The organism is Enterobacter sp. MGH 16 (genome assembly GCF_000493175.1).
GTDB lineage: Bacteria > Pseudomonadota > Gammaproteobacteria > Enterobacterales > Enterobacteriaceae > Enterobacter > Enterobacter roggenkampii.
In genome coordinates this window covers 3,687,067-3,706,854 of the sequence record NZ_KI535695.1, presented here as the reverse complement: position 1 = coordinate 3,706,854, position 19,788 = coordinate 3,687,067, and the positions used below count along the sequence as shown (strand labels likewise).

At 57.7% G+C, this 19,788-nt stretch carries 20 protein-coding genes; 14 read left to right on the top strand and 6 right to left on the bottom strand.

Annotated features, from left to right (window positions below):
• Nucleotides 1-19: 19 nt before the first annotated feature.
• Nucleotides 20-760 (bottom strand): uroporphyrinogen-III synthase, encoded by a 741-nt coding sequence (gene hemD, locus L362_RS05465; protein WP_023345088.1) that lies wholly within the window; start codon nucleotides 758-760, stop codon nucleotides 20-22.
• Nucleotides 757-1,698: a hydroxymethylbilane synthase gene (hemC, locus tag L362_RS05470; protein WP_021242846.1), complete on the bottom strand. Its 942-nt coding sequence runs from the start codon at nucleotides 1,696-1,698 to the stop codon at nucleotides 757-759. Before hemC ends, hemD begins: the two co-directional genes overlap by 4 nt.
• A gap of 349 nt (nucleotides 1,699-2,047) precedes the next feature.
• On the opposite strand from hemC, the gene cyaA reads away from it, so the two are divergent.
• A complete protein-coding gene (gene cyaA / locus L362_RS05475) occupies nucleotides 2,048-4,591 on the top strand; it encodes a class I adenylate cyclase (RefSeq protein ID WP_008501547.1) in 2,544 nt (847 codons plus the stop codon).
• Nucleotides 4,592-4,680: 89 nt separating this feature from the next.
• Here cyaA and cyaY read toward each other — a convergent pair whose 3' ends face one another.
• Nucleotides 4,681-5,001, bottom strand: coding sequence for an iron donor protein CyaY (gene cyaY, locus L362_RS05480; protein WP_008501546.1), 321 nt, complete (start codon nucleotides 4,999-5,001; stop codon nucleotides 4,681-4,683).
• A gap of 135 nt (nucleotides 5,002-5,136) precedes the next feature.
• On the opposite strand from cyaY, the gene L362_RS0123180 reads away from it, so the two are divergent.
• From L362_RS0123180 to corA, 8 genes are all read left to right on the top strand, one after another.
• Nucleotides 5,137-5,340, top strand: coding sequence for an LPS translocon maturation chaperone LptM (locus L362_RS0123180; RefSeq protein ID WP_021242847.1), 204 nt, complete (start codon nucleotides 5,137-5,139; stop codon nucleotides 5,338-5,340).
• A gap of 35 nt (nucleotides 5,341-5,375) precedes the next feature.
• Nucleotides 5,376-6,200, top strand: a complete 825-nt coding sequence (gene dapF / locus L362_RS05485; RefSeq protein WP_008501545.1) for a diaminopimelate epimerase — start codon at nucleotides 5,376-5,378, stop codon at nucleotides 6,198-6,200.
• Nucleotides 6,197-6,904, top strand: a complete 708-nt coding sequence (locus tag L362_RS05490) for a DUF484 domain-containing protein (protein WP_008501544.1) — start codon at nucleotides 6,197-6,199, stop codon at nucleotides 6,902-6,904. Before dapF ends, L362_RS05490 begins: the two co-directional genes overlap by 4 nt.
• Nucleotides 6,901-7,803 (top strand): tyrosine recombinase XerC, encoded by a 903-nt coding sequence (gene xerC, locus L362_RS05495; protein ID WP_023345086.1) that lies wholly within the window; start codon nucleotides 6,901-6,903, stop codon nucleotides 7,801-7,803. Before L362_RS05490 ends, xerC begins: the two co-directional genes overlap by 4 nt.
• Nucleotides 7,803-8,519, top strand: a complete 717-nt coding sequence (gene yigB, locus L362_RS05500; protein ID WP_023345085.1) for a 5-amino-6-(5-phospho-D-ribitylamino)uracil phosphatase YigB — start codon at nucleotides 7,803-7,805, stop codon at nucleotides 8,517-8,519. Before xerC ends, yigB begins: the two co-directional genes overlap by 1 nt.
• 107 nt (nucleotides 8,520-8,626) lie before the next feature.
• Nucleotides 8,627-10,789: a DNA helicase II gene (gene uvrD, locus L362_RS05505; protein WP_008501541.1), complete on the top strand. Its 2,163-nt coding sequence runs from the start codon at nucleotides 8,627-8,629 to the stop codon at nucleotides 10,787-10,789.
• 149 nt (nucleotides 10,790-10,938) lie between these two features.
• Nucleotides 10,939-10,995 (top strand): YsgD/CorL family protein, encoded by a 57-nt coding sequence (gene ysgD / locus L362_RS24985; RefSeq protein ID WP_212743980.1) that lies wholly within the window; start codon nucleotides 10,939-10,941, stop codon nucleotides 10,993-10,995.
• 150 nt (nucleotides 10,996-11,145) lie between these two features.
• Entirely contained in the window at nucleotides 11,146-12,096 is a 951-nt protein-coding gene (gene corA, locus L362_RS05510) for a magnesium/cobalt transporter CorA (RefSeq protein WP_008501540.1), read from the top strand.
• Between the two features lie 84 nt (nucleotides 12,097-12,180).
• On the opposite strand, the gene rarD is transcribed toward corA, so the two are convergent.
• The gene (gene rarD, locus L362_RS05515) at nucleotides 12,181-13,077 is read right to left on the bottom strand and encodes an EamA family transporter RarD (protein WP_008501539.1); all 897 of its coding nucleotides are present in this window, start codon (nucleotides 13,075-13,077) and stop codon (nucleotides 12,181-12,183) included.
• A 51-nt stretch (nucleotides 13,078-13,128) separates the two neighbouring features.
• On the bottom strand, nucleotides 13,129-13,596 hold the full coding sequence (yigI, locus tag L362_RS05520; protein WP_008501538.1) for an acyl-CoA thioesterase YigI: 468 nt from the start codon (nucleotides 13,594-13,596) through the stop codon (nucleotides 13,129-13,131).
• Nucleotides 13,597-13,759: 163 nt separating this feature from the next.
• Here yigI and pldA point away from each other — a divergent pair, with 163 nt between their 5' ends.
• From pldA to rhtC, 3 genes are all read left to right on the top strand, one after another.
• Nucleotides 13,760-14,629 carry a phospholipase A gene (gene pldA / locus L362_RS05525; protein ID WP_008501537.1) on the top strand — a complete coding sequence of 290 codons (870 nt, stop codon included), beginning with the start codon at nucleotides 13,760-13,762 and terminating at the stop codon, nucleotides 14,627-14,629.
• 90 nt (nucleotides 14,630-14,719) lie between these two features.
• The gene (gene recQ, locus L362_RS05530; RefSeq protein ID WP_050583062.1) at nucleotides 14,720-16,588 is read left to right on the top strand and encodes an ATP-dependent DNA helicase RecQ; all 1,869 of its coding nucleotides are present in this window, start codon (nucleotides 14,720-14,722) and stop codon (nucleotides 16,586-16,588) included.
• 22 nt (nucleotides 16,589-16,610) lie between these two features.
• Complete coding sequence (rhtC, locus tag L362_RS05535; RefSeq protein WP_023345083.1) at nucleotides 16,611-17,231, top strand: threonine export protein RhtC; 621 nt, start codon at nucleotides 16,611-16,613, stop codon at nucleotides 17,229-17,231.
• On the opposite strand, the gene rhtB is transcribed toward rhtC, so the two are convergent.
• Nucleotides 17,228-17,848 (bottom strand): homoserine/homoserine lactone efflux protein, encoded by a 621-nt coding sequence (gene rhtB, locus L362_RS05540; protein ID WP_008501533.1) that lies wholly within the window; start codon nucleotides 17,846-17,848, stop codon nucleotides 17,228-17,230. The two genes, rhtC and rhtB, sit on opposite strands and share 4 nt — an antisense overlap.
• Before the next feature lie 109 nt (nucleotides 17,849-17,957).
• Between rhtB and pldB the strand changes: the two genes are divergently transcribed.
• Both pldB and yigL read left to right on the top strand, forming a co-directional pair.
• Nucleotides 17,958-18,950, top strand: coding sequence for a lysophospholipase L2 (gene pldB / locus L362_RS05545; RefSeq protein ID WP_023345082.1), 993 nt, complete (start codon nucleotides 17,958-17,960; stop codon nucleotides 18,948-18,950).
• A gap of 31 nt (nucleotides 18,951-18,981) precedes the next feature.
• A complete protein-coding gene (yigL, locus tag L362_RS05550) occupies nucleotides 18,982-19,782 on the top strand; it encodes a sugar/pyridoxal phosphate phosphatase YigL (RefSeq protein WP_021242854.1) in 801 nt (266 codons plus the stop codon).
• Nucleotides 19,783-19,788 lie beyond the last annotated feature (6 nt).

The following is a 19,788-nucleotide window of genomic DNA, read 5'->3' as shown; positions in this document are numbered from 1 at the left end:
ATGGCTTCCCATTTGAGAGTTATTGTAATGCGCGCAGCAGCGCATCGTTGTCGGCGTTATCAGCGATCCGAATATCCTGCCAGCCCAGTTCCCGGGCCTGGTTCGCCAGACGCTCACTGACGACCAGAAGCCGACAGCGGAGTAACCAGTTTTCGCGATACCAAAGCGGTATCAGCGCCCAAAGCTGTTGTAACATTTCACCGCTGGTGACCACCAGCGTATTGATGCCTCGCGCGTGCCAGCGCATCGCCTCTTCCGCGCCATCGTAGTGTTTTGCACAGCGCTGATAGCACTCAACGAACGTCACGTTCGCACCACGTTCACGCAGCGTTTCGCCCAGCAGCTCGCGCCCCCCATTGCCGCGCAAAATGAGCGCACGCTTTCCGGCAACAGTTTGTAATTCAGGTAATTGTAGCAAGACTTCAGTGATTTCCCGATCTAACGGGTAACGAACGTCCGCGCCGCTTACGGTATGCAGCGCCAGTGCCGTTGTGCGGCCAATCGCGAAATAGCCGGGGGCGGTTGGCCAGGCCATGTCCTGCTGCTGCAGCTGTGCGTGGGCAAATTCCACGGCATGCTGCGACAGCGCAAACAGCAGGTCACCGTCCTGAAGGGTATTCATCTGGTCGGCGAGCGCAGAGAGCTCGCGACCGGGGGAGAATTCAATGAGCGGAAAACTCCAGGCCACCTGCCCCAGTGTGCGCAGACGGCTCACTAACTGCTCTCCTGCGGGAGAAGGGCGGGTGACGAGAATACTCATGCAGGGGGCTCTCCATTATATACGTCAGCCAGGATCTCGCGGGCGCCGTTATCCAGTAACTCTTCCGCCAGCGACACGCCAAGCTGCTCGGCATCTTGCGCGTTACCGCGACGTTCGCCGCGCACCATCTGCGAACCGTCCGGGGCGCCTACCAGCGCGCGCAGCCACAGTTCGCCATTCGTCAATTCAGCATAGCTGCCAATTGGCACCTGGCACCCGCCTTCGAGGCGGGTATTCATCGCCCGCTCGGCTTTTACGCGCGTAGCGGTTTCGTCATGATTCAGTGGGGCAAGCAGCTCGCGGGTACGCGCATCGTCCAGACGGCACTCGATGCCGACGGCACCCTGGCCAACAGCGGGCAGTGAGAGCTCTGGCGGCAGCGCTACGCGAATACGTTCTTCCAGCCCCAGACGCTTCAGGCCGGCAACGGCGAGGATAATGGCATCGTAATCGCCGTTATCCAGCTTGCCCAGACGCGTGCCGACGTTACCGCGCAGCGAGCGGATGATCAGGTCAGGACGACGCTCCGCCAGCTGACACTGACGGCGTAAACTCGACGTGCCAACCACGCTACCCGCTGGCAGCGCGTCGAGCGAGTCATAGCGGTTAGAGACAAACGCATCGCGCGGGTCTTCGCGCTCGCAGATGGTCACTAGCCCCAGCCCTTCCGGGAACTCGACGGGCACATCTTTCATCGAATGTACGGCGATATCGGCGCGGTTCTCAAGCAATGCCAGTTCCAGTTCTTTGACAAACAGGCCCTTGCCGCCCACTTTCGCCAGCGGCGTATCGAGGATCACGTCACCGCGCGTGACCATCGGCACCAGCTCGACGCGCAATCCACTGTGGCAGGCTTCCAGGCGCTGCTTCACATAATGTGCCTGCCAGAGCGCGAGAGGGCTTTGGCGTGTGGCAATTCTCAAAACATTGTCTAACATGCTTGTTACCGTCATTATCAATCGCTAACCATCCTAACATTGTTGACTCTGGGATGGCAGTTTTACGGTTGATGAAGAGTGAGAGGGACAAGGCGGCGTATTCGTCAGCCAGAGCCGTATTCAGGAATTTACACGTACAGAACGGTGCTACACTTGTATGTAGCGCATCTTTCTTTACGGTCAATCGGCAAGGTGTTAAATTGATCACGTTTTAGACCATTTTTTCGTCGGTACCACCAAAAATGATAAGGGCGAAAAAGGGTAACGGTTATCTTTTTGAAATACTGCGGGTCCGCTGTTACTCGTGTTTTGAATAGCTGCGACACCCGGAAACATCAGGCGATACGTCTTGTACCTCTATATTGAGACTCTGAAACAGAGACTGGATGCCATAAATCAACTGCGTGTGGATCGCGCGCTTGCTGCTATGGGCCCTGCTTTCCAGCAGGTATACAGTCTGCTGCCGACATTATTGCACTATCACCACCCGCTGATGCCTGGCTACCTTGATGGTAACGTTCCCCAGGGCATTTGCCTTTTCACGCCTGATGAAACCCAACAGCATTATTTGAACGAGCTGGAACTCTACCGGGGCATGCCGCCACAGGAGTCCCCGAAAGGTGAACTGCCGATTACCGGCGTTTACTCAATGGGGAGCACCTCATCGGTAGGGCAAAGCTGTTCTTCTGACCTGGACATCTGGGTCTGTCATCAGTCCTGGCTCGATAACGAAGAGCGTCAGCTGCTGCAGCGTAAATGCAGCCTGCTGGAGAGCTGGGCGGCCTCGCTCGGCGTGGAAGTGAGCTTCTTCCTGATTGATGAAAACCGTTTCCGCCATAACGAAAGCGGCAGTCTGGGTGGTGAGGACTGCGGCTCGACCCAGCACATCTTATTGCTGGATGAATTCTACCGTACTGCCGTTCGCCTGGCCGGGAAACGTATTCTGTGGAATATGGTCCCGTGCGAAGAAGAAGAGCATTACGACGATTACGTCATGTCGCTTTATGCGCAGGGCGTACTGACGCCAAACGAATGGCTGGACCTCGGCGGTCTCAGCTCACTGTCTGCGGAAGAGTATTTCGGCGCAAGCCTCTGGCAGCTCTATAAGAGTATCGACTCACCGTACAAAGCGGTGCTGAAAACGCTGCTGCTTGAAGCCTACTCCTGGGAATACCCGACGCCGCGCCTGCTGGCGAAAGACATCAAACAGCGCCTGCATGACGGGGAGATCGTCTCCTTCGGGCTCGACGCCTACTGCATGATGCTCGAGCGCGTAACCGAATACCTGAAAGCCATTGATGACACCACGCGTCTGGACCTGGTACGTCGATGTTTCTATCTCAAAGTCTGTGAGAAATTGAGCCGCGAACGCGCCTGCGTGGGCTGGCGTCGTGAAGTGGTCAGCCAGTTAGTGAAAGAGTGGGGATGGGACGACGCGCGTCTGTCCATGCTCGACAACCGGGCCAACTGGAAAATCGATCAGGTGCGTGAAGCGCACAACGAACTGCTCGATGCAATGATGCAAAGCTACCGTAATCTGATCCGCTTTGCGCGCCGCAACAACCTCAGCGTTTCCGCCAGCCCGCAGGATATCGGGGTATTGACCCGTAAGCTGTACGCCGCGTTTGAAGCGCTGCCGGGTAAAGTCACGCTGGTTAACCCGCAGATTTCTCCTGACCTGTCAGAACCGAACCTGACCTTTATCTACGTGCCGCCGGGCCGCGCGAACCGCACCGGGTGGTATCTGTACAACCGTGCGCCAAGCATGGATTCTATTATCAGCCATCAGCCGCTGGAATATAACCGCTATCTGAACAAGCTGGTGGCCTGGGCCTGGTTTAACGGCCTGCTGACCTCGCGCACGCGCCTGTTTATCAAAGGCAACGAGGTGGTCGATCTCGCTAAGCTGCAGGAGATGGTCGCGGATGTGTCGCACCACTTCCCGCTGCGTCTGCCTGCGCCGACGCCAAAAGCGCTCTACAGCCCGTGTGAGATTCGCCATCTGGCGATCATCGTCAACCTGGAATACGACCCGACGGCGGCCTTCCGCAATCAGGTGGTCCATTTTGACTTCCGCAAGCTGGACGTCTTTAGCTTTGGCGAGCAGCAAAACTGCCTGGTGGGCAGCGTGGACCTGCTCTACCGCAACTCGTGGAACGAAGTGCGTACCCTGCACTTCAACGGCGAGCAGGCGATGATCGAAGCGCTGAAAACCATTCTCGGCAAGATGCACCAGGATGCCGCGCCGCCGGACAGCGTGGAAGTGTTCTGCTACAGCCAGCACCTGCGTGGGTTGATTCGTACCCGCGTGCAGCAGCTGGTCTCGGAGTGTATCGAGCTGCGTCTCTCCAGTACCCGTCAGGAAACCGGGCGCTTTAAAGCGTTGCGCGTCTCCGGCCAGACCTGGGGCCTGTTCTTTGAACGTCTCAACGTATCGGTACAGAAGCTGGAAAACGCCATTGAATTCTACGGCGCGATTTCGCATAACAAGCTGCATGGCCTGTCGGTGCAGGTGGAAACCAACCACGTTAAGCTCCCGCAGGTGGTGGACGGCTTTGCCAGTGAAGGGATTATTCAGTTCTTCTTTGAAGAGTCGGGCGACGATGCCGGGTTCAACATCTACATTCTGGATGAGACCAACCGCGCCGAGGTGTATCACCATTGTGAAGGCAGTAAAGAGGAGCTGGTGCGCGACGTTAGCCGCTTCTACTCCTCTTCGCATGACCGCTTTACCTACGGCTCAAGCTTTATCAACTTTAACCTGCCGCAGTTCTACCAGATTGTGAACGTCGATGGCCGTGCGCAGGTGATCCCGTTCCGCACTCAGGCCGTCACGCCTGCCGCGCCTGCCAATCAGGACACCGCGCCGCTGTTGCAGCAGTATTTCTCCTGAGCCTTTTCGCCGGGTGGCTAATGCTTACCCGGCCTACGGTTCGAGCCGTTGTAGGCCCGGTAAGGCGCAGCCGCCACCGGGCAACAAAACTACCTGAAACGCACTTCCTCACCCGCCTGCGCGGTCGCGGCCTGTTCCAGCAGATCCCAGAACGGTACGCCGCTACGGTCGCACACCCACTCATCACCCTTCAGATCGAAGTGATAGCCGCCCTGTTTGGCCGCCAGCCACACCTGGTGAAGCGGCTCCTGGCGGTTAATAATAATTTTGCTGCCATTTTCGAAGCTCAGGGTCAGAATACCGCCGTTGATTTCACAATCGATATCGCTGTCGCCGTCCCAGTCGTCAAGACGCTCTTCGATGGTCATCCACAGGTTGTCGGCAAGGCGATGGAATTCACTGTCGTTCATGGTTTTGTTCCTGTTTTTCGTGATGCCGGCAGTATAACCCTAAATAATTCCCGTTGCAGGAAAGCGGCAAACTCTTGCTTTTGTGTCTTCTCCTGCGATGATAGAAACAGATTTGAACTTACGGGCAACTTTATAATGAAAAACGCTTTCCGAACGCTTGCCGTTCTCATCACGCTGTTTAGCCTGACTGGCTGCGGACTGAAGGGACCACTGTACTTTCCTCCTGCGGATAAAACCGCACCGCCGCCGACGAAACCGGTTAACAGCGGCATTGAGTCTTCCACGCCAGATACTAACGACCGTGGCGACAACGGCGGCCCGACTCAGGTTAATCTCTGACGACAACGTTCTGTACCCGCGCAATGGAGCAAATGATGCAGTTCTCTAAAATGCATGGCCTTGGCAACGATTTTATGGTCGTCGACGCGGTAACGCAGAATGTGTTTTTCTCACCGGAACTGATCCGTCGTCTGGCGGATCGGCATCTGGGCGTGGGGTTCGATCAGCTGCTGGTGGTTGAGCCGCCGTACGATCCCGACCTCGATTTCCACTACCGTATTTTTAACGCGGACGGCAGCGAAGTGAACCAGTGCGGCAACGGCGCGCGCTGTTTCGCCCGCTTTGTCCGCCTGAAAGGGCTGACTAACAAGCGTGATATTCGCGTCAGTACAGCCAATGGTCGCATGGTGCTCAGCGTCACCGATGATGAGCTGGTGCGCGTGAACATGGGCGAGCCTAACTTCGAGCCTTCCGTCGTGCCGTTTCGCGCAAACAAAGCGGAAAAGACCTATATTATGCGGGCGGCCGAGCAGACAGTATTGTGCGGCGTCGTCTCTATGGGTAACCCACACTGCGTGATCCAGGTTGATGATGTGGAAACCGCGGCGGTCGAAACGCTCGGCCCGGTGCTGGAAAGCCACGAACGTTTCCCGGAGCGCGCGAACATCGGTTTTATGCAGGTGGTGAAGCGCGAGCACATTCGTCTGCGGGTTTACGAGCGCGGTGCGGGCGAGACGCAGGCCTGCGGAAGCGGAGCCTGTGCGGCAGTGGCCGTGGGCATCTCCCAGGGGTTACTGGCTGAAGAGGTTCGCGTGGAATTACCGGGCGGTCGGCTTGATATCGCCTGGAAAGGACCGGGTCATCCACTGTATATGACGGGCCCGGCGGCACATGTCTATGACGGGTTTATCCATCTATGAAACAACCAGGGGAAGAACTGCAGGAAACAGTGACGGAACTGGACGACAGAGCTGTTGTTGATTATCTGCTGCGCAATCCTGAGTTTTTTATTCGCAATGCACGCGTCGTCGAAGAGATGCGCGTGCCGCATCCGGTTCGCGGAACCGTGTCGCTGGTGGAATGGCACATGGCGCGCGCGCGCAACCACATCAGCCAGCTTGAAGAGAACATGACGCTGCTGATGGAGCAGGCCAGCACCAATGAAAGCCTGTTCTATCGTCTGCTGCATCTGCAGGCGCGTCTGGCGTCGGCGCACAGTCTTGACGAGTTCCTCAGCCGCTTCCACCGCTGGGCCCGCGAGCTGGGGCTGGCGGGTGCAACGATTCGTCTTTTCCCTGACCGCTGGCGCATCGGCGCACCGTCGGGATTTACCCATCTGGCACTGAGCCGTCAGGCGTTTGAACCGCTGCGCATTCAGCGTCTGGGCCATGAGCACCACTATCTGGGGCCGCTTAACGGACCTGAGCTGCTGGTGGTGTTACCGGAGGCCAAAGCGATTGGCTCGGTGGCGATGTCGCTGATGGGGCGCGATGGCGATCTGGGCGTCATCTTATTTACCAGCCGCGACGCGCATCACTACGAGCAGGGGCAAGCCACGCACCTGCTGCAGGAGATCGCCCTGATGCTGCCTGAGCTGCTGGAGCGCTGGATTGAGCGCGTATGACGGACGGACTGCTCGCCACTGACGTCTCGCGCTTTCTACGCTATCTCGGCGTGGAACGCCAGCTTAGCCCCATTACGCTGCTTAACTATCAGCGTCAGCTTGATGCCATCATGCAGATCGCCGACGAGATCGGCCTGAAAAGCTGGCAACAATGTGATGCTGCGACGGTACGCGGGTTTGTTGTGCGTAGCCGCAAAAAAAACCTCAGCCCGGCGAGCCTGGCGCTCAGGCTCTCAGCGCTGCGCAGCTTCTTCGACTGGCTGGTCAGCCAGGGGGGCTTAAAAGCCAACCCGGCAAAAGGGATCGCCACGCCGAAGGCGCCGCGCCATCTGCCTAAAAATATTGACGTTGACGACGTAAACCGCCTGCTGGATATCGATCTGAACGATCCGCTGGCCGTGCGCGACCGCGCGATGCTGGAAGTAATGTACGGTGCCGGGCTGCGTCTGTCTGAACTCGTCAACCTCGACCTGAAGCATCTCGATCTGGAATCGGGCGAAGTGTGGGTAATGGGGAAGGGCAGCAAAGAGCGCCGTCTGCCGATTGGCCGCAATGCGGTCTCCTGGATTGAGCACTGGCTTGACCTGCGCGGGCTGTTTGGCACCGACGAAGATGCGCTGTTCCTGTCGAAACTCGGCAAGCGGATCTCGGCGCGTAACGTGCAGAAGCGCTTTGCGGAGTGGGGCATTAAGCAGGGGCTAAACAGCCACGTGCATCCGCACAAGCTGCGCCACTCCTTTGCAACACACATGCTTGAGTCAAGCGGCGATCTGCGCGGCGTGCAGGAACTGCTTGGCCACGCGAACCTGTCGACCACACAAATTTATACCCACTTAGACTTCCAACACCTTGCCTCGGTGTATGACGCGGCGCATCCACGCGCCAAACGGGGGAAATAATGCGTTTTTACCGCCCACTCGGTCAGATCTCAGCCCTGACGTTTGACCTTGATGACACTCTTTATGACAACCGCGAGGTGATCCTGCGTACCGAGCAGGAGTCGCTGGCGTTTGTGCAGAACTACCATCCCGCGCTGAAGACGATGCAGAACAAGGACTTCCAGAAGCTGCGTCAGTCCCTGCGGGAGACCGAGCCGGACATTTACCACGACGTGACCGAATGGCGTCGTCGCGCGGTTGAGCAGGCGATGCTGAATGTAGGCCTGAGTGCGCAGGATGCCGCGATTGGGGCGGAAGCGGCCATGGAAAACTTCGCTAAATGGCGCAGCCTTATCGACGTGCCGCAGGAAACCCACGACACGCTGGCGACGCTTGCCGAAAAGTGGCCGCTGGTGGCCATCACCAACGGCAATGCCCAGCCGGAGCTGTTCGGCCTCAGCGATTACTTTGAATTCGTGCTGCGTGCGGGTCCTCACGGGCGCGCGAAGCCGTTCAGCGACATGTACCATCTGGCGGCGGATAAGCTTAACCTGCCGCTGGGTGAGATCCTGCACGTGGGGGATGACCTGACCACAGACGTGGCGGGCGCCATCCGCTGCGGCATGCAGGCCTGCTGGATCAAGCCGGAAAACGCTGACCTGATGATCGCCTCCGATAGCCGTCTTCTGCCGCACGTGGAAATTTCGCGGTTGGCATCCCTCACGACGCTGATATAATCACCAGTAATATTGTATAAATTACCAGGGTTTTGCTGTTGTAGGCCCGGTAAGCGAAGCGCCACCGGGCGTTTTGCTCTGTTCCTGAATACTATGTGACGGTGCCAATGGACGTTTCTTACCTGCTCGACAGCCTTAATGACAAACAGCGTGACGCGGTTGCCGCCTCGCGCACCAACCTGCTGGTGCTGGCTGGAGCGGGCAGTGGTAAGACGCGCGTGCTGGTTCACCGTATCGCCTGGCTGCAGAGCGTGGAAAACTGCTCGCCGTACTCCATCATGGCGGTCACGTTCACCAACAAGGCGGCGGCGGAGATGCGCCACCGCATCGCCCAGCTGATGGGCACCAGCCAGGGCGGGATGTGGGTCGGTACCTTCCACGGTCTGGCGCACCGTCTGCTGCGGGCGCACCACATGGACGCCAACCTGCCGCAGGATTTCCAGATCCTCGACAGCGAAGATCAGCTCCGTTTGCTGAAGCGCCTGATCAAGGCGATGAACCTCGACGAGAAGCAGTGGCCGCCGCGTCAGGCGATGTGGTACATCAACGGTCAGAAAGACGAGGGGCTGCGCCCGCACCACATTCAGAGCTTCGGCAACCCGGTCGAGCAGACCTGGCAGAACGTCTACAAGGCCTATCAGGAAGCGTGCGATCGCGCCGGTCTGGTGGATTTCGCCGAGCTGCTGCTGCGCGCTCACGAGCTGTGGCTCAACAAGCCGCACATCCTGCAGCACTACCGCGAACGCTTCACCAACATTCTGGTGGACGAATTCCAGGATACCAACAACATCCAGTACGCATGGATCCGCCTGCTGGCCGGCGATACCGGCAAGGTGATGATCGTGGGCGATGACGACCAGTCGATCTACGGCTGGCGCGGGGCGCAGGTGGAGAACATTCAGCGCTTCCTCAACGATTTCCCCGGCGCGCAAACCATCCGTCTGGAGCAGAACTACCGCTCAACCAGCAACATTCTGAGCGCGGCCAACGCCCTGATTGAGAACAACAACGGGCGTCTGGGTAAAAAGCTGTGGACCGACGGCGTCGACGGCGAACCGATTTCGATTTACTGCGCCTTCAACGAGCTCGACGAAGCGCGCTTCGTGGTCAACCGCATCAAAACCTGGCAGGACAACGGCGGCGCGCTGGAGCAGTGCGCCATTCTCTATCGCAGCAACGCCCAGTCGCGCGTGCTGGAAGAGGCGCTGCTGCAGGTGGGGATGCCGTACCGCATTTACGGCGGTATGCGCTTCTTCGAACGTCAGGAAATCAAAGATGCGCTCTCGTATCTGCGTCTGATTGCCAACCGTAACGACGACGCGGCGTTTGAACGCGTGGTTAACACGCCGACCCGCGGGATTGGCGACCGTACGCTGGACGTGGTGCGTCAGGCCTCGCGCGACCGTCAGCTGACGCTGTGGCAGGCGTGCCGCGAGCTGCTGCAGGAAAAGGCCCTTGCCGGACGCGCGGCCAGCGCCCTGCAGCGCTTCCTTGAGCTGATTGATGCCCTGGCGCAGGAAACCGCCGACATGCCGCTGCACGTGCAGACCGACCGGGTGATTAAAGACTCCGGCCTGCGCACCATGTACGAGCAGGAAAAAGGCGAGAAGGGCCAGACCCGTATTGAGAACTTAGAGGAACTGGTCACGGCAACGCGCCAGTTCAGCTACAACGAAGAAGACGAAGACCTGATGCCGCTGCAGGCGTTCCTCTCCCACGCCGCGCTGGAAGCGGGCGAAGGGCAGGCGGACACCTGGCAGGATGCGGTTCAGCTCATGACGCTGCACTCCGCCAAAGGTCTGGAGTTCCCGCAGGTGTTTATCGTTGGCATGGAAGAGGGGATGTTCCCGAGCCAGATGTCGCTGGATGAAGGCGGACGTCTGGAAGAGGAACGCCGTCTGGCCTACGTGGGCGTGACGCGAGCGATGCAAAAGCTGACGCTGACCTACGCTGAAACCCGCCGTTTGTATGGCAAAGAGGTCTATCACCGTCCGTCGCGCTTTATCGGTGAACTGCCGGAAGAGTGTGTCGAAGAGGTACGTCTGCGGGCGAGCATCAGCCGTCCGGTCAGCCATCAGCGCATGGGCTCGCCGATAGCGGAAACCGACACCGGCTACAAGCTGGGCCAGCGCGTGCGCCATTCTAAGTTTGGCGAAGGCACCATTGTGAATCTGGAAGGCAGCGGCGAGCACAGCCGCCTGCAGGTGGCGTTCCAGGGGCAGGGGATCAAATGGCTGGTGGCCGCCTACGCGAAGCTGGAAACAGTCTAACGTTCAGAAAAATATCATTATTTTGTAATAATCTGCTAGCCTTATACGTTGAAGGTCAATTAATGCCCTTCAGCGTTTCGTTGCGTGTTGACGCCACAGTTATAGCTGGCGTAACATGCGCGCACGATTACGCTAAGAGGACATTCGCCTTGGACACACCCAGTAGATACTGGCTCAATTCCCTGTCATCCAGGAACAACTCCTAAGGCTATCTCCTCTTGCTGATGGCCTTAGTGGTTGTCAGCGACTGCATTATTCCCGTCGCGCTGAGTCAGGCTGTTTAATGGTCTGAAACCCAATTTGTTTCTGTGTGCCCACCGAACTGTCCGATATTTTTTGCATTGGGAGTCCCGGTCATGTTGAGCGCATTTCAACTCGAAAATAACCGACTGACTCGGCTTGAAGCCGAAGAGTCACAGCCCCTCATTGATGCCGTATGGGTGGATCTGGTCGAGCCGGACGACGATGAGCGCCTTCGCGTACAATCTGAGCTGGGGCAAAGCCTGGCAACGCGCCCGGAACTGGAAGACATCGAAGCATCCGCCCGTTTTTTTGAAGACGAAGACGGCCTGCACATTCACTCCTTCTTCTTCTTCGAAGATGCCGAAGACCACGCGGGCAACTCCACTGTGGCATTTACCATTCGCGACGGCCGCCTGTTTACCCTGCGCGAGCGTGAGCTACCGGCATTCCGCCTCTACCGCATGCGCGCCCGCAGCCAGGCGATGGTGGACGGCAACGCCTATGAGCTGCTGCTCGATCTGTTCGAGACCAAAATTGAACAGCTGGCGGATGAAATTGAAAACATCTACAGCGATCTGGAAAAGCTGAGCCGCGTGATCATGGAAGGCCATCAGGGCGATGAGTATGACGAAGCGCTCTCAACGCTGGCGGAGCTGGAAGATATCGGCTGGAAGGTGCGTTTGTGTCTGATGGATACCCAGCGCGCGCTGAACTTCCTGGTGCGCAAGGCGCGTCTGCCGGGCGGTCAGCTGGAGCAGGCGCGTGAGATCCTGCGCGATATCGAATCCCTGCTGCCGCACAACGAATCCCTGTTCCAGAAGGTCAACTTCCTGATGCAGGCGGCGATGGGCTTTATCAACATCGAGCAGAACCGCATCATTAAGATCTTCTCGGTGGTGTCCGTGGTGTTCCTGCCGCCGACGCTGGTGGCGTCCAGCTACGGGATGAACTTTGAGTTTATGCCTGAGCTGAAGTGGAGCTTTGGCTACCCGGGGGCGATTATCTTTATGATCCTCGCCGGGCTGGCACCGTATCTGTACTTTAAGCGTCGTAACTGGCTTTGAGAATCCGCCCGGTGGCGCTACGCTTACCGGGCCTACAGATCTTGTAGGCCGGATAAGGCGCAGCCGCCATCCGGCAAAAAGGCACTATAGCCCTTTGCGCCCCCTGCGCTGGGTATAAATCGCATCCGCAACAAAGATCGCCAATGCCACCCAGATAAAGGCGAACGTCACCATCTTATCCGCACCCGGCACTTCGCCGTAAAACACCACTGCCAGCAGGAACATCAGCGTCGGGCCAATGTACTGGAAGAAGCCCAGCGTGGAGAGACGCAGGCGCGTCGCTGCACCGGTGAAGCACAACAGTGGAATGGTGGTTACTACGCCCGCCGCCATCAGCATCAGGTTCAGCGACCACGGATTGCTGCCCATGTGGCTGGTTGGGCTGTCGGCGATGCCGAAGAGATAAATCGCCGCCACCGGCAGCAGCCACAGGGTTTCAAACAGCATCCCCGTCTGCGCTTCCACCGCAATCTTCTTACGCACCAGGCCGTAGAAGGCAAAGCTGAACGCCAGACCGAGGGCGATAATCGGCAGCGAGCCGAACGTCCACAGCTGCACCAGCACGCCGCAGAAGGCCAGAATCACCGCCACCCACTGCATCCGGCGGAAGCGCTCACCGAGGAAAATCATCCCCAGCACGATGTTCACCAGCGGGTTAATAAAGTACCCCAGGCTCGCTTCGAGCATGTGATGGTTATTCACTGCCCAGATAAACAGCAGCCAGTTACCGCCAATCAGCACGGCAGAGAGCGCCAGCAGGAAGATCTTCTTCGGGGTCTGCAGCAGCGTTTTGACGCCCGACCACTGGCGGCTGAGGCTCATCAGCGCAATCATAAAGAAAAACGACCAGATGACGCGGTGAGTGAGGATCTCGTCAGCCGGAACGTAGGCGATTAGCTTGAAGTACGCCGGGGCGATACCCCAAATAAAATAAGCGGCAAGGGCGAGTAAAACGCCCTGCCGCGTCTGTTTAGCATCCATCGGGAAAATCCGTTACAAAAAAGTGAATCAATTTTACCCGATTTTGCCGCCTCAACCCACCATATAAGTGGCGGTTGCGCTGGCGATATAAACCTGTTCTTCGTTGTGTAATTCCACGCGCGCCACGGCAACTTTATTCCCGGCGCGCAGCAGGCTGCTGGTACAGGTGAAGCGGTTTCCGCGCCCCGGGCGAAGATAGTCGACGCGCAAATCAATGGTGCCCATGCGCGCCAGACGCTGGCGAAGTTCGTCTTCGTTGATGGTGTCATGGCGCGTCAGCGTACTGCCCACGCAGACCAGTCCTGCCGCCACGTCCAGCGCGGAGGCAATCACGCCGCCGTGTAAAATACTTTGCGCCCAGTTCCCGACCATCATCGGCTGGTTATTGAAACTCAGCTGGGCAAAGTCTTTCTCGTAACGCTCCAGCTCCAGTCCCAGCGCGCGGTTAAACGGCATATGGTAAACAAATATCTCGCCCACGAGTTTTAACACTTCTTCGGCGGTAAGCATGGCTGACATGAGGCATCACATCCTTATTGTTAACGAAATGTTGATTTTATGCCTCAGCAACAAGGAATGCTACTTTCAGAAACGAGGATGCAGCAGTTGTCGCAGAAGTCTGTAGAATGTTCGCCACATAACTATTCAGGTAATTTTACTCTTTTGCAGGAGAACACCACCGATGCGGACGTATCTGGCCTGGTTACTGGCGGCGATTTCGCTGCCCCTCACAGCCTATGCGCAGGAAGCGACAATTAAAGAGGTGCATGATAAGCCTGCCGTGCACGGTAGTATTATCGCGAACCTTCTTCAGGAGCATGACAATCCGTTCACGCTCTATCCGTACGACACCAACTACGTGATTTACACCCAGACCAGCGACCTCAACAAAGAGGCGATAAGCTCCTATAACTGGTCTGATAATGCGCGTAAAGATGAGGTGAAGTTCCAGCTCAGCCTCGCGTTCCCGTTCTGGCGCGGCATTCTGGGGCCGAACTCGGTGCTCGGTGCGTCTTACACGCAGAAGTCCTGGTGGCAGCTCTCTAACAGCGGGGAATCCTCGCCGTTCCGCGAAACCAACTACGAGCCGCAGCTGTTCCTCGGCTTCGCAACGGATTATGAATTCGCCGGCTGGACGCTGCGTGACGTCGAAGTGGGCTTTAACCATGATTCTAACGGACGTTCCGATCCGACATCCCGTAGCTGGAACCGCGCCTATACGCGTCTGATGGCGCAGAACGGTAACTGGATGGTGGAAGTGAAGCCGTGGTATGTGGTCGGCAGCACTGATGACAACCCGGACATCACCAAATACATGGGCTACTACCAGCTCAAAGTCGGCTATCAGTTGGGCGATGCCGTACTGAGCGCGAAGGGGCAGTATAACTGGAATACCGGTTACGGCGGCGCGGAAGTGGGCTTAAGCTATCCTATGACGAAGCACGTTCGCATCTATACGCAGGTCTACAGCGGTTACGGCGAGTCGCTTATCGATTACAACTTCAACCAGACCCGCGTCGGCGTGGGCGTGATGCTGAACGATATTCTCTAGGTTGCTCGAATGTTTTTGCGTTAAACGTTGAAGTTTCTCTCTCAGGCGCTGAAAATAGCGCCTGTTTTATTTTTCGCATATGGGGTTAATGTGGCGCAGGCGGAAGTATTGAATCAGGAGTCGCTGGCTAAACAGGTTTTGCATGAAACCTTTGGCTACCAGCAGTTCCGCCCTGGCCAGGAAACCATCATTGAAACGGTGCTGCAAGGCCGTGACTGCCTGGTGGTGATGCCGACCGGCGGCGGTAAGTCCCTCTGTTATCAGGTGCCCGCGCTGGTGCTTAACGGCCTGACGGTCGTGGTATCCCCGCTCATTTCGCTAATGAAAGACCAGGTTGACCAGCTGCTCGCCAACGGCGTCGCGGCGGCCTGTCTGAACTCGACGCAAACCCGGGAGCAGCAGCAAGAGGTGATGGCCGGGTGCCGCACCGGGCAGATCCGCCTGCTGTATATCGCGCCGGAACGCCTGATGCTGGATAACTTCCTCGACCATCTCGCGCACTGGAATCCTGTTCTGCTGGCGGTGGATGAAGCGCACTGTATCTCCCAGTGGGGACACGATTTCCGCCCGGAATACGCCGCCCTCGGCCAGCTGCGTCAGCGCTTCCCCGAGCTGCCGTTTATGGCGCTTACCGCCACGGCGGATGACACCACGCGCCTGGATATCGTTCGCCTGCTGGGGTTGAACGACCCGTATATTCAGGTCAGCAGCTTCGACCGCCCGAATATCCGCTACATGCTGATGGAAAAATTCAAGCCGCTGGATCAGCTCCTGCGCTACGTCCAGGAGCAGCGCGGCAAGTCCGGCATCATCTACTGCAACAGCCGCGCAAAGGTGGAAGACACCGCTGCGCGTCTGCAAAACCGTGGCTTTAGCGCGGCGGCATACCATGCCGGGTTAGAGAACCACATCCGCGCCGACGTGCAGGAAAAATTCCAGCGCGACGACCTGCAAATCGTCGTCGCGACGGTGGCGTTCGGGATGGGGATCAACAAGCCCAACGTGCGCTTTGTGGTGCACTTCGACATTCCGCGCAATATCGAATCCTACTATCAGGAAACCGGTCGCGCCGGGCGTGACGGTCTGCCTGCAGAAGCGATGCTGTTTTACGATCCGGCCGATATGGCGTGGCTGCGCCGCTGTCTGGAAGAGAAGCCGCAGGGCCAGCTGCAGGATATCGAGCGCCACAAGCTCAACGCGATGGGCGCGTTTGCCGAAGCGCAAACCTGCCGTCGTCTGGTGCTGCTTAACTACTTTGGTGAAGGGCGGCAGGAGCCGTGCGGTAACTGCGATATCTGCCTGGATCCCCCAAAACAGTACGATGGCCTGATGGACGCGCGTAAGGCGCTCTCGACCATTTACCGCGTGAACCAGCGCTTCGGGATGGGCTACGTGGTGGAAGTGCTGCGCGGTGCCAACAACCAGCGTATTCGCGATATGGGCCACGACAAGCTGCCTGTCTACGGTATTGGCAAGGACCAGAGCCACGAGCACTGGGTCAGCATTATTCGCCAGCTGATTCACCTCGGCTTTGCCACGCAGAACATTGCTCAGCATTCCGCGCTACAGCTGACCGAAGCGGCGCGTCCGGTGCTGCGCGGTGACGTTGAACTGAAGCTCGCCGTGCCGCGCGTGGTCGCCCTCAAGCCGCGCGTGATGCAGAAATCCTACGGCGGCAACTACGACCGCAAGCTGTTCGCCAAACTGCGCAAGCTGCGTAAAGCCATCGCCGATGAAGAGAACATCCCGCCTTACGTGGTGTTCAACGACGCCACGCTCATTGAGATGGCTGAGCAGATGCCGCTCAGCGCCAGCGAAATGCTCAGCGTCAACGGCGTCGGTACGCGCAAGCTGGAGCGCTTCGGTAAAGAGTTTATGGCGCTCATCCGTTCCCACGTTGATGGTGATGATGAGGAGTATTCAGCCGGGCGAAAAAGTGCCAGGATGATGACTCACTGAATTATTTCCCCGCGAGCTAATTATGTTAATGCTATTTCTCACCGTGGCGTTAGTGCACATTGTTGCGCTGATGAGCCCGGGACCTGACTTTTTCTTCGTGTCGCAAACGGCCGTCAGCCGCTCCCGCAAGGAGGCGATGATGAGTGTGCTCGGTATCACCATGGGCGTTATGGTCTGGGCGGCGGTCGCGCTGCTCGGTCTGAACCTGATCCTGGCGAAGATGGCCTGGCTGCATAACATCATTATGGTCGGCGGCGGGCTGTACCTGTGCTGGATGGGCTACCAGATGCTGCGCGGGGCGCTGAAAAAAGAAGAGAAAAAACCGGAAGAGCCAAAGGTCGAGCTGGCAACGGGCGGCCGCAGCTTTGTAAAAGGGCTGCTGACCAACCTGGCGAACCCGAAAGCGATTATCTATTTCGGCTCCGTGTTCTCGCTGTTTGTGGGTGATAGCGTCGGTGCGGGCGCACGCTGGGGCATCTTCCTGCTGATCGTCGTTGAAACCTTTGCCTGGTTTACCATCGTGGCCAGTCTGTTCGCCTTACCGGCGATGCGCCGCGGCTACCAGCGTATTGCGAAGTGGATCGACGGCTTCGCCGGCGCGCTGTTCGCCGGCTTCGGCATTCATCTCATCATTTCTCGCTAAGCATGACGCGCTGACGCAAGCAGCGCGCCAACCAGCATAAACAGCGAACCAAAGACTTTATTCAGGGCCTTCATCTGCTTAGGCCCTTTAATCCACGCCGCAATCCGCTGCGCCAGCGTCGCGTAACCAATCATGACGATAATATCGACGATAATGGTGGTCGCGCCCAGCACTACGTACTGCATCACCTGCGGCTGATGCGGCACGATAAACTGCGGGAACAGCGCGGCGAGGAAAACGATGCTCTTCGGGTTGGTCAGGTTAACGAAAACTGCACGCTTAAACAGATGACCGCGGTTTTGCGTCTGCGCGAGCGTATTCAGGTTAATGGAGCCTGCCGCGCGCCACTGCTGGATGCCGAGCCAAATCAGATAGGCCGCCCCGGCCCATTTCAGCACTTCAAAGGCCAGTACGGAGCGGGAGAACAGGGTGCCCAGACCAATCCCGACCAGCACGATATGAATGCCCAGCCCGGTCTGCAAACCGGCAATGGACGCCGCCGCGCCGCGATAGCCGTGGTTGATGGAGGTGGTCATGGTGTTAATGGCGCCCGAGCCCGGTGAAAGGCTAAGGATGATGGATGTCAGCAGGTAAGCGAACCACCACTCGAAGGTCATTTGAAACTCCCGAATTGTCTGTTTTTATGCCACAATACGCTATTGTTGAGTCATTTTGTGACCGGTTACGAAAAAACGATATTCCTTGGCTTAGGTGAGTAGAAACCCAATGTTTCAGCAGAAAAAGGACTGGGAAACACGAGAAAACGCATTTGCTGCTTTCTCCATGGGGCCGCTGACCGATTTCTGGCGCCAGCGTGAGGAAGATGAGTTTACGGGTGTCGGTGATATTCCGGTACGCTTTGTGCGTTTTCGCGATAAAAAAAATGACCGGGTCATTGTGGTCTGCCCCGGGCGTATCGAGAGCTACGTCAAATACGCCGAACTGGCCTATGACCTGTTCCATCTTGGCTTCGATGTGTTGATTATCGACCATCGCGGGCAGGGGCTTTCCGGCCGCCTGTTATCGGACACGCATCGCGGCCATGTGGATAACTTCAGTGATTACGTCGACGATCTCGCCGCGTTCTGGCAGCAGGAGGTCGAGCCAGGCCCCTGGCGGAAGCGCTATATTCTGGCGCACTCAATGGGCGGTGCGATTTCAACGCTGTTTTTACAGCGCCACGCTCACCAGTGCGACGCCATTGCGCTCACCGCGCCGATGTATGGCATCGTCATGCGCTTTCCTGACTGGATGGTACGCCATATTCTCGACTGGGCTGAGGGCCATCAGCGCATTCGGGAAGGCTATGCCATCGGGACGGGACGCTGGCGGGCGCTGCCGTTTGCGATGAACGTGCTGACGCACAGTCGCCAGCGCTATCGTCGTAACCTGCGTTTTTATGCCGATGAGCCCCGCCTGCGCGTGGGTGGCCCGACATATCACTGGGTACGGGAAGGTATCCTTGCCGGTGAGCAGGTGCTGGCTGGTGTCGACAACGACGACACGCCAACACTCCTGATTCAGGCGGAAGAAGAGCGTGTGGTGGATAACCGCATGCATGACCGCTATTGTGAACTGCGCGCCGCCGCCGGTCACCCTTGTGAAGGGGGAAAACCGTTGGTCATTAACGGCGCGTACCATGAGATCCTTTTTGAAAAGGACGCTATGCGCTCAGTCGCGCTCAACGCCATTGTTGAATTTTTCAACAGGCATAATTGATTTTTGTTTTCCACCAGAGGTTGAAATCCCTATGTACCAGGTTGTTGCATCTGATTTAGATGGCACGCTGCTTTCCCCTGACCACACCCTGTCGCCTTACGCGAAAGAGACCCTGAAGCTTCTGACCGCCCGTGGCGTGAACTTCGTATTTGCCACTGGCCGCCACCACGTCGACGTGGGGCAGATCCGCGATAATCTTGAGATCAAATCGTACATGATCACCTCCAACGGTGCGCGTGTGCATGATACCGACGGCAACCTGATCTTTACCCACAACCTGGATCGCGATATTGCCGCCGATCTGTTCGGCGTGGTGCACAACAACCCGGCTATCGTTACGAACGTTTACCGCGACGACGACTGGTTCATGAACCGCCACCGCCCGGATGAGATGCGTTTCTTCAAGGAAGCCGTATTCAACTACTCCCTGTACGAGCCAGGCCTGCTGGAGCCGGAAGGGATCAGCAAGGTGTTCTTCACCTGCGACAGCCACGAAGAGCTGCTCCCGCTGGAACAGGCGATCAACGCCCGCTGGGGCGATCGCGTCAACGTCAGCTTCTCAACCCTGACCTGTCTGGAAGTGATGGCGGGAGGCGTCTCCAAAGGGCACGCGCTGGAAGCGGTCGCGAAACGTCTGGGCTTCGAGCTGAAAGACTGTATCGCCTTTGGTGACGGCATGAACGATGCTGAAATGCTGTCGATGGCGGGTAAGGGCTGCATCATGCAGAACGCGCATCAGCGTCTGAAAGATCTGCACCCGGAGCTGGAGGTGATTGGTTCTAACGCTGACAACGCGGTACCGAAATACCTGCGCAAGCTGTTCCTTGAATAATCTTCA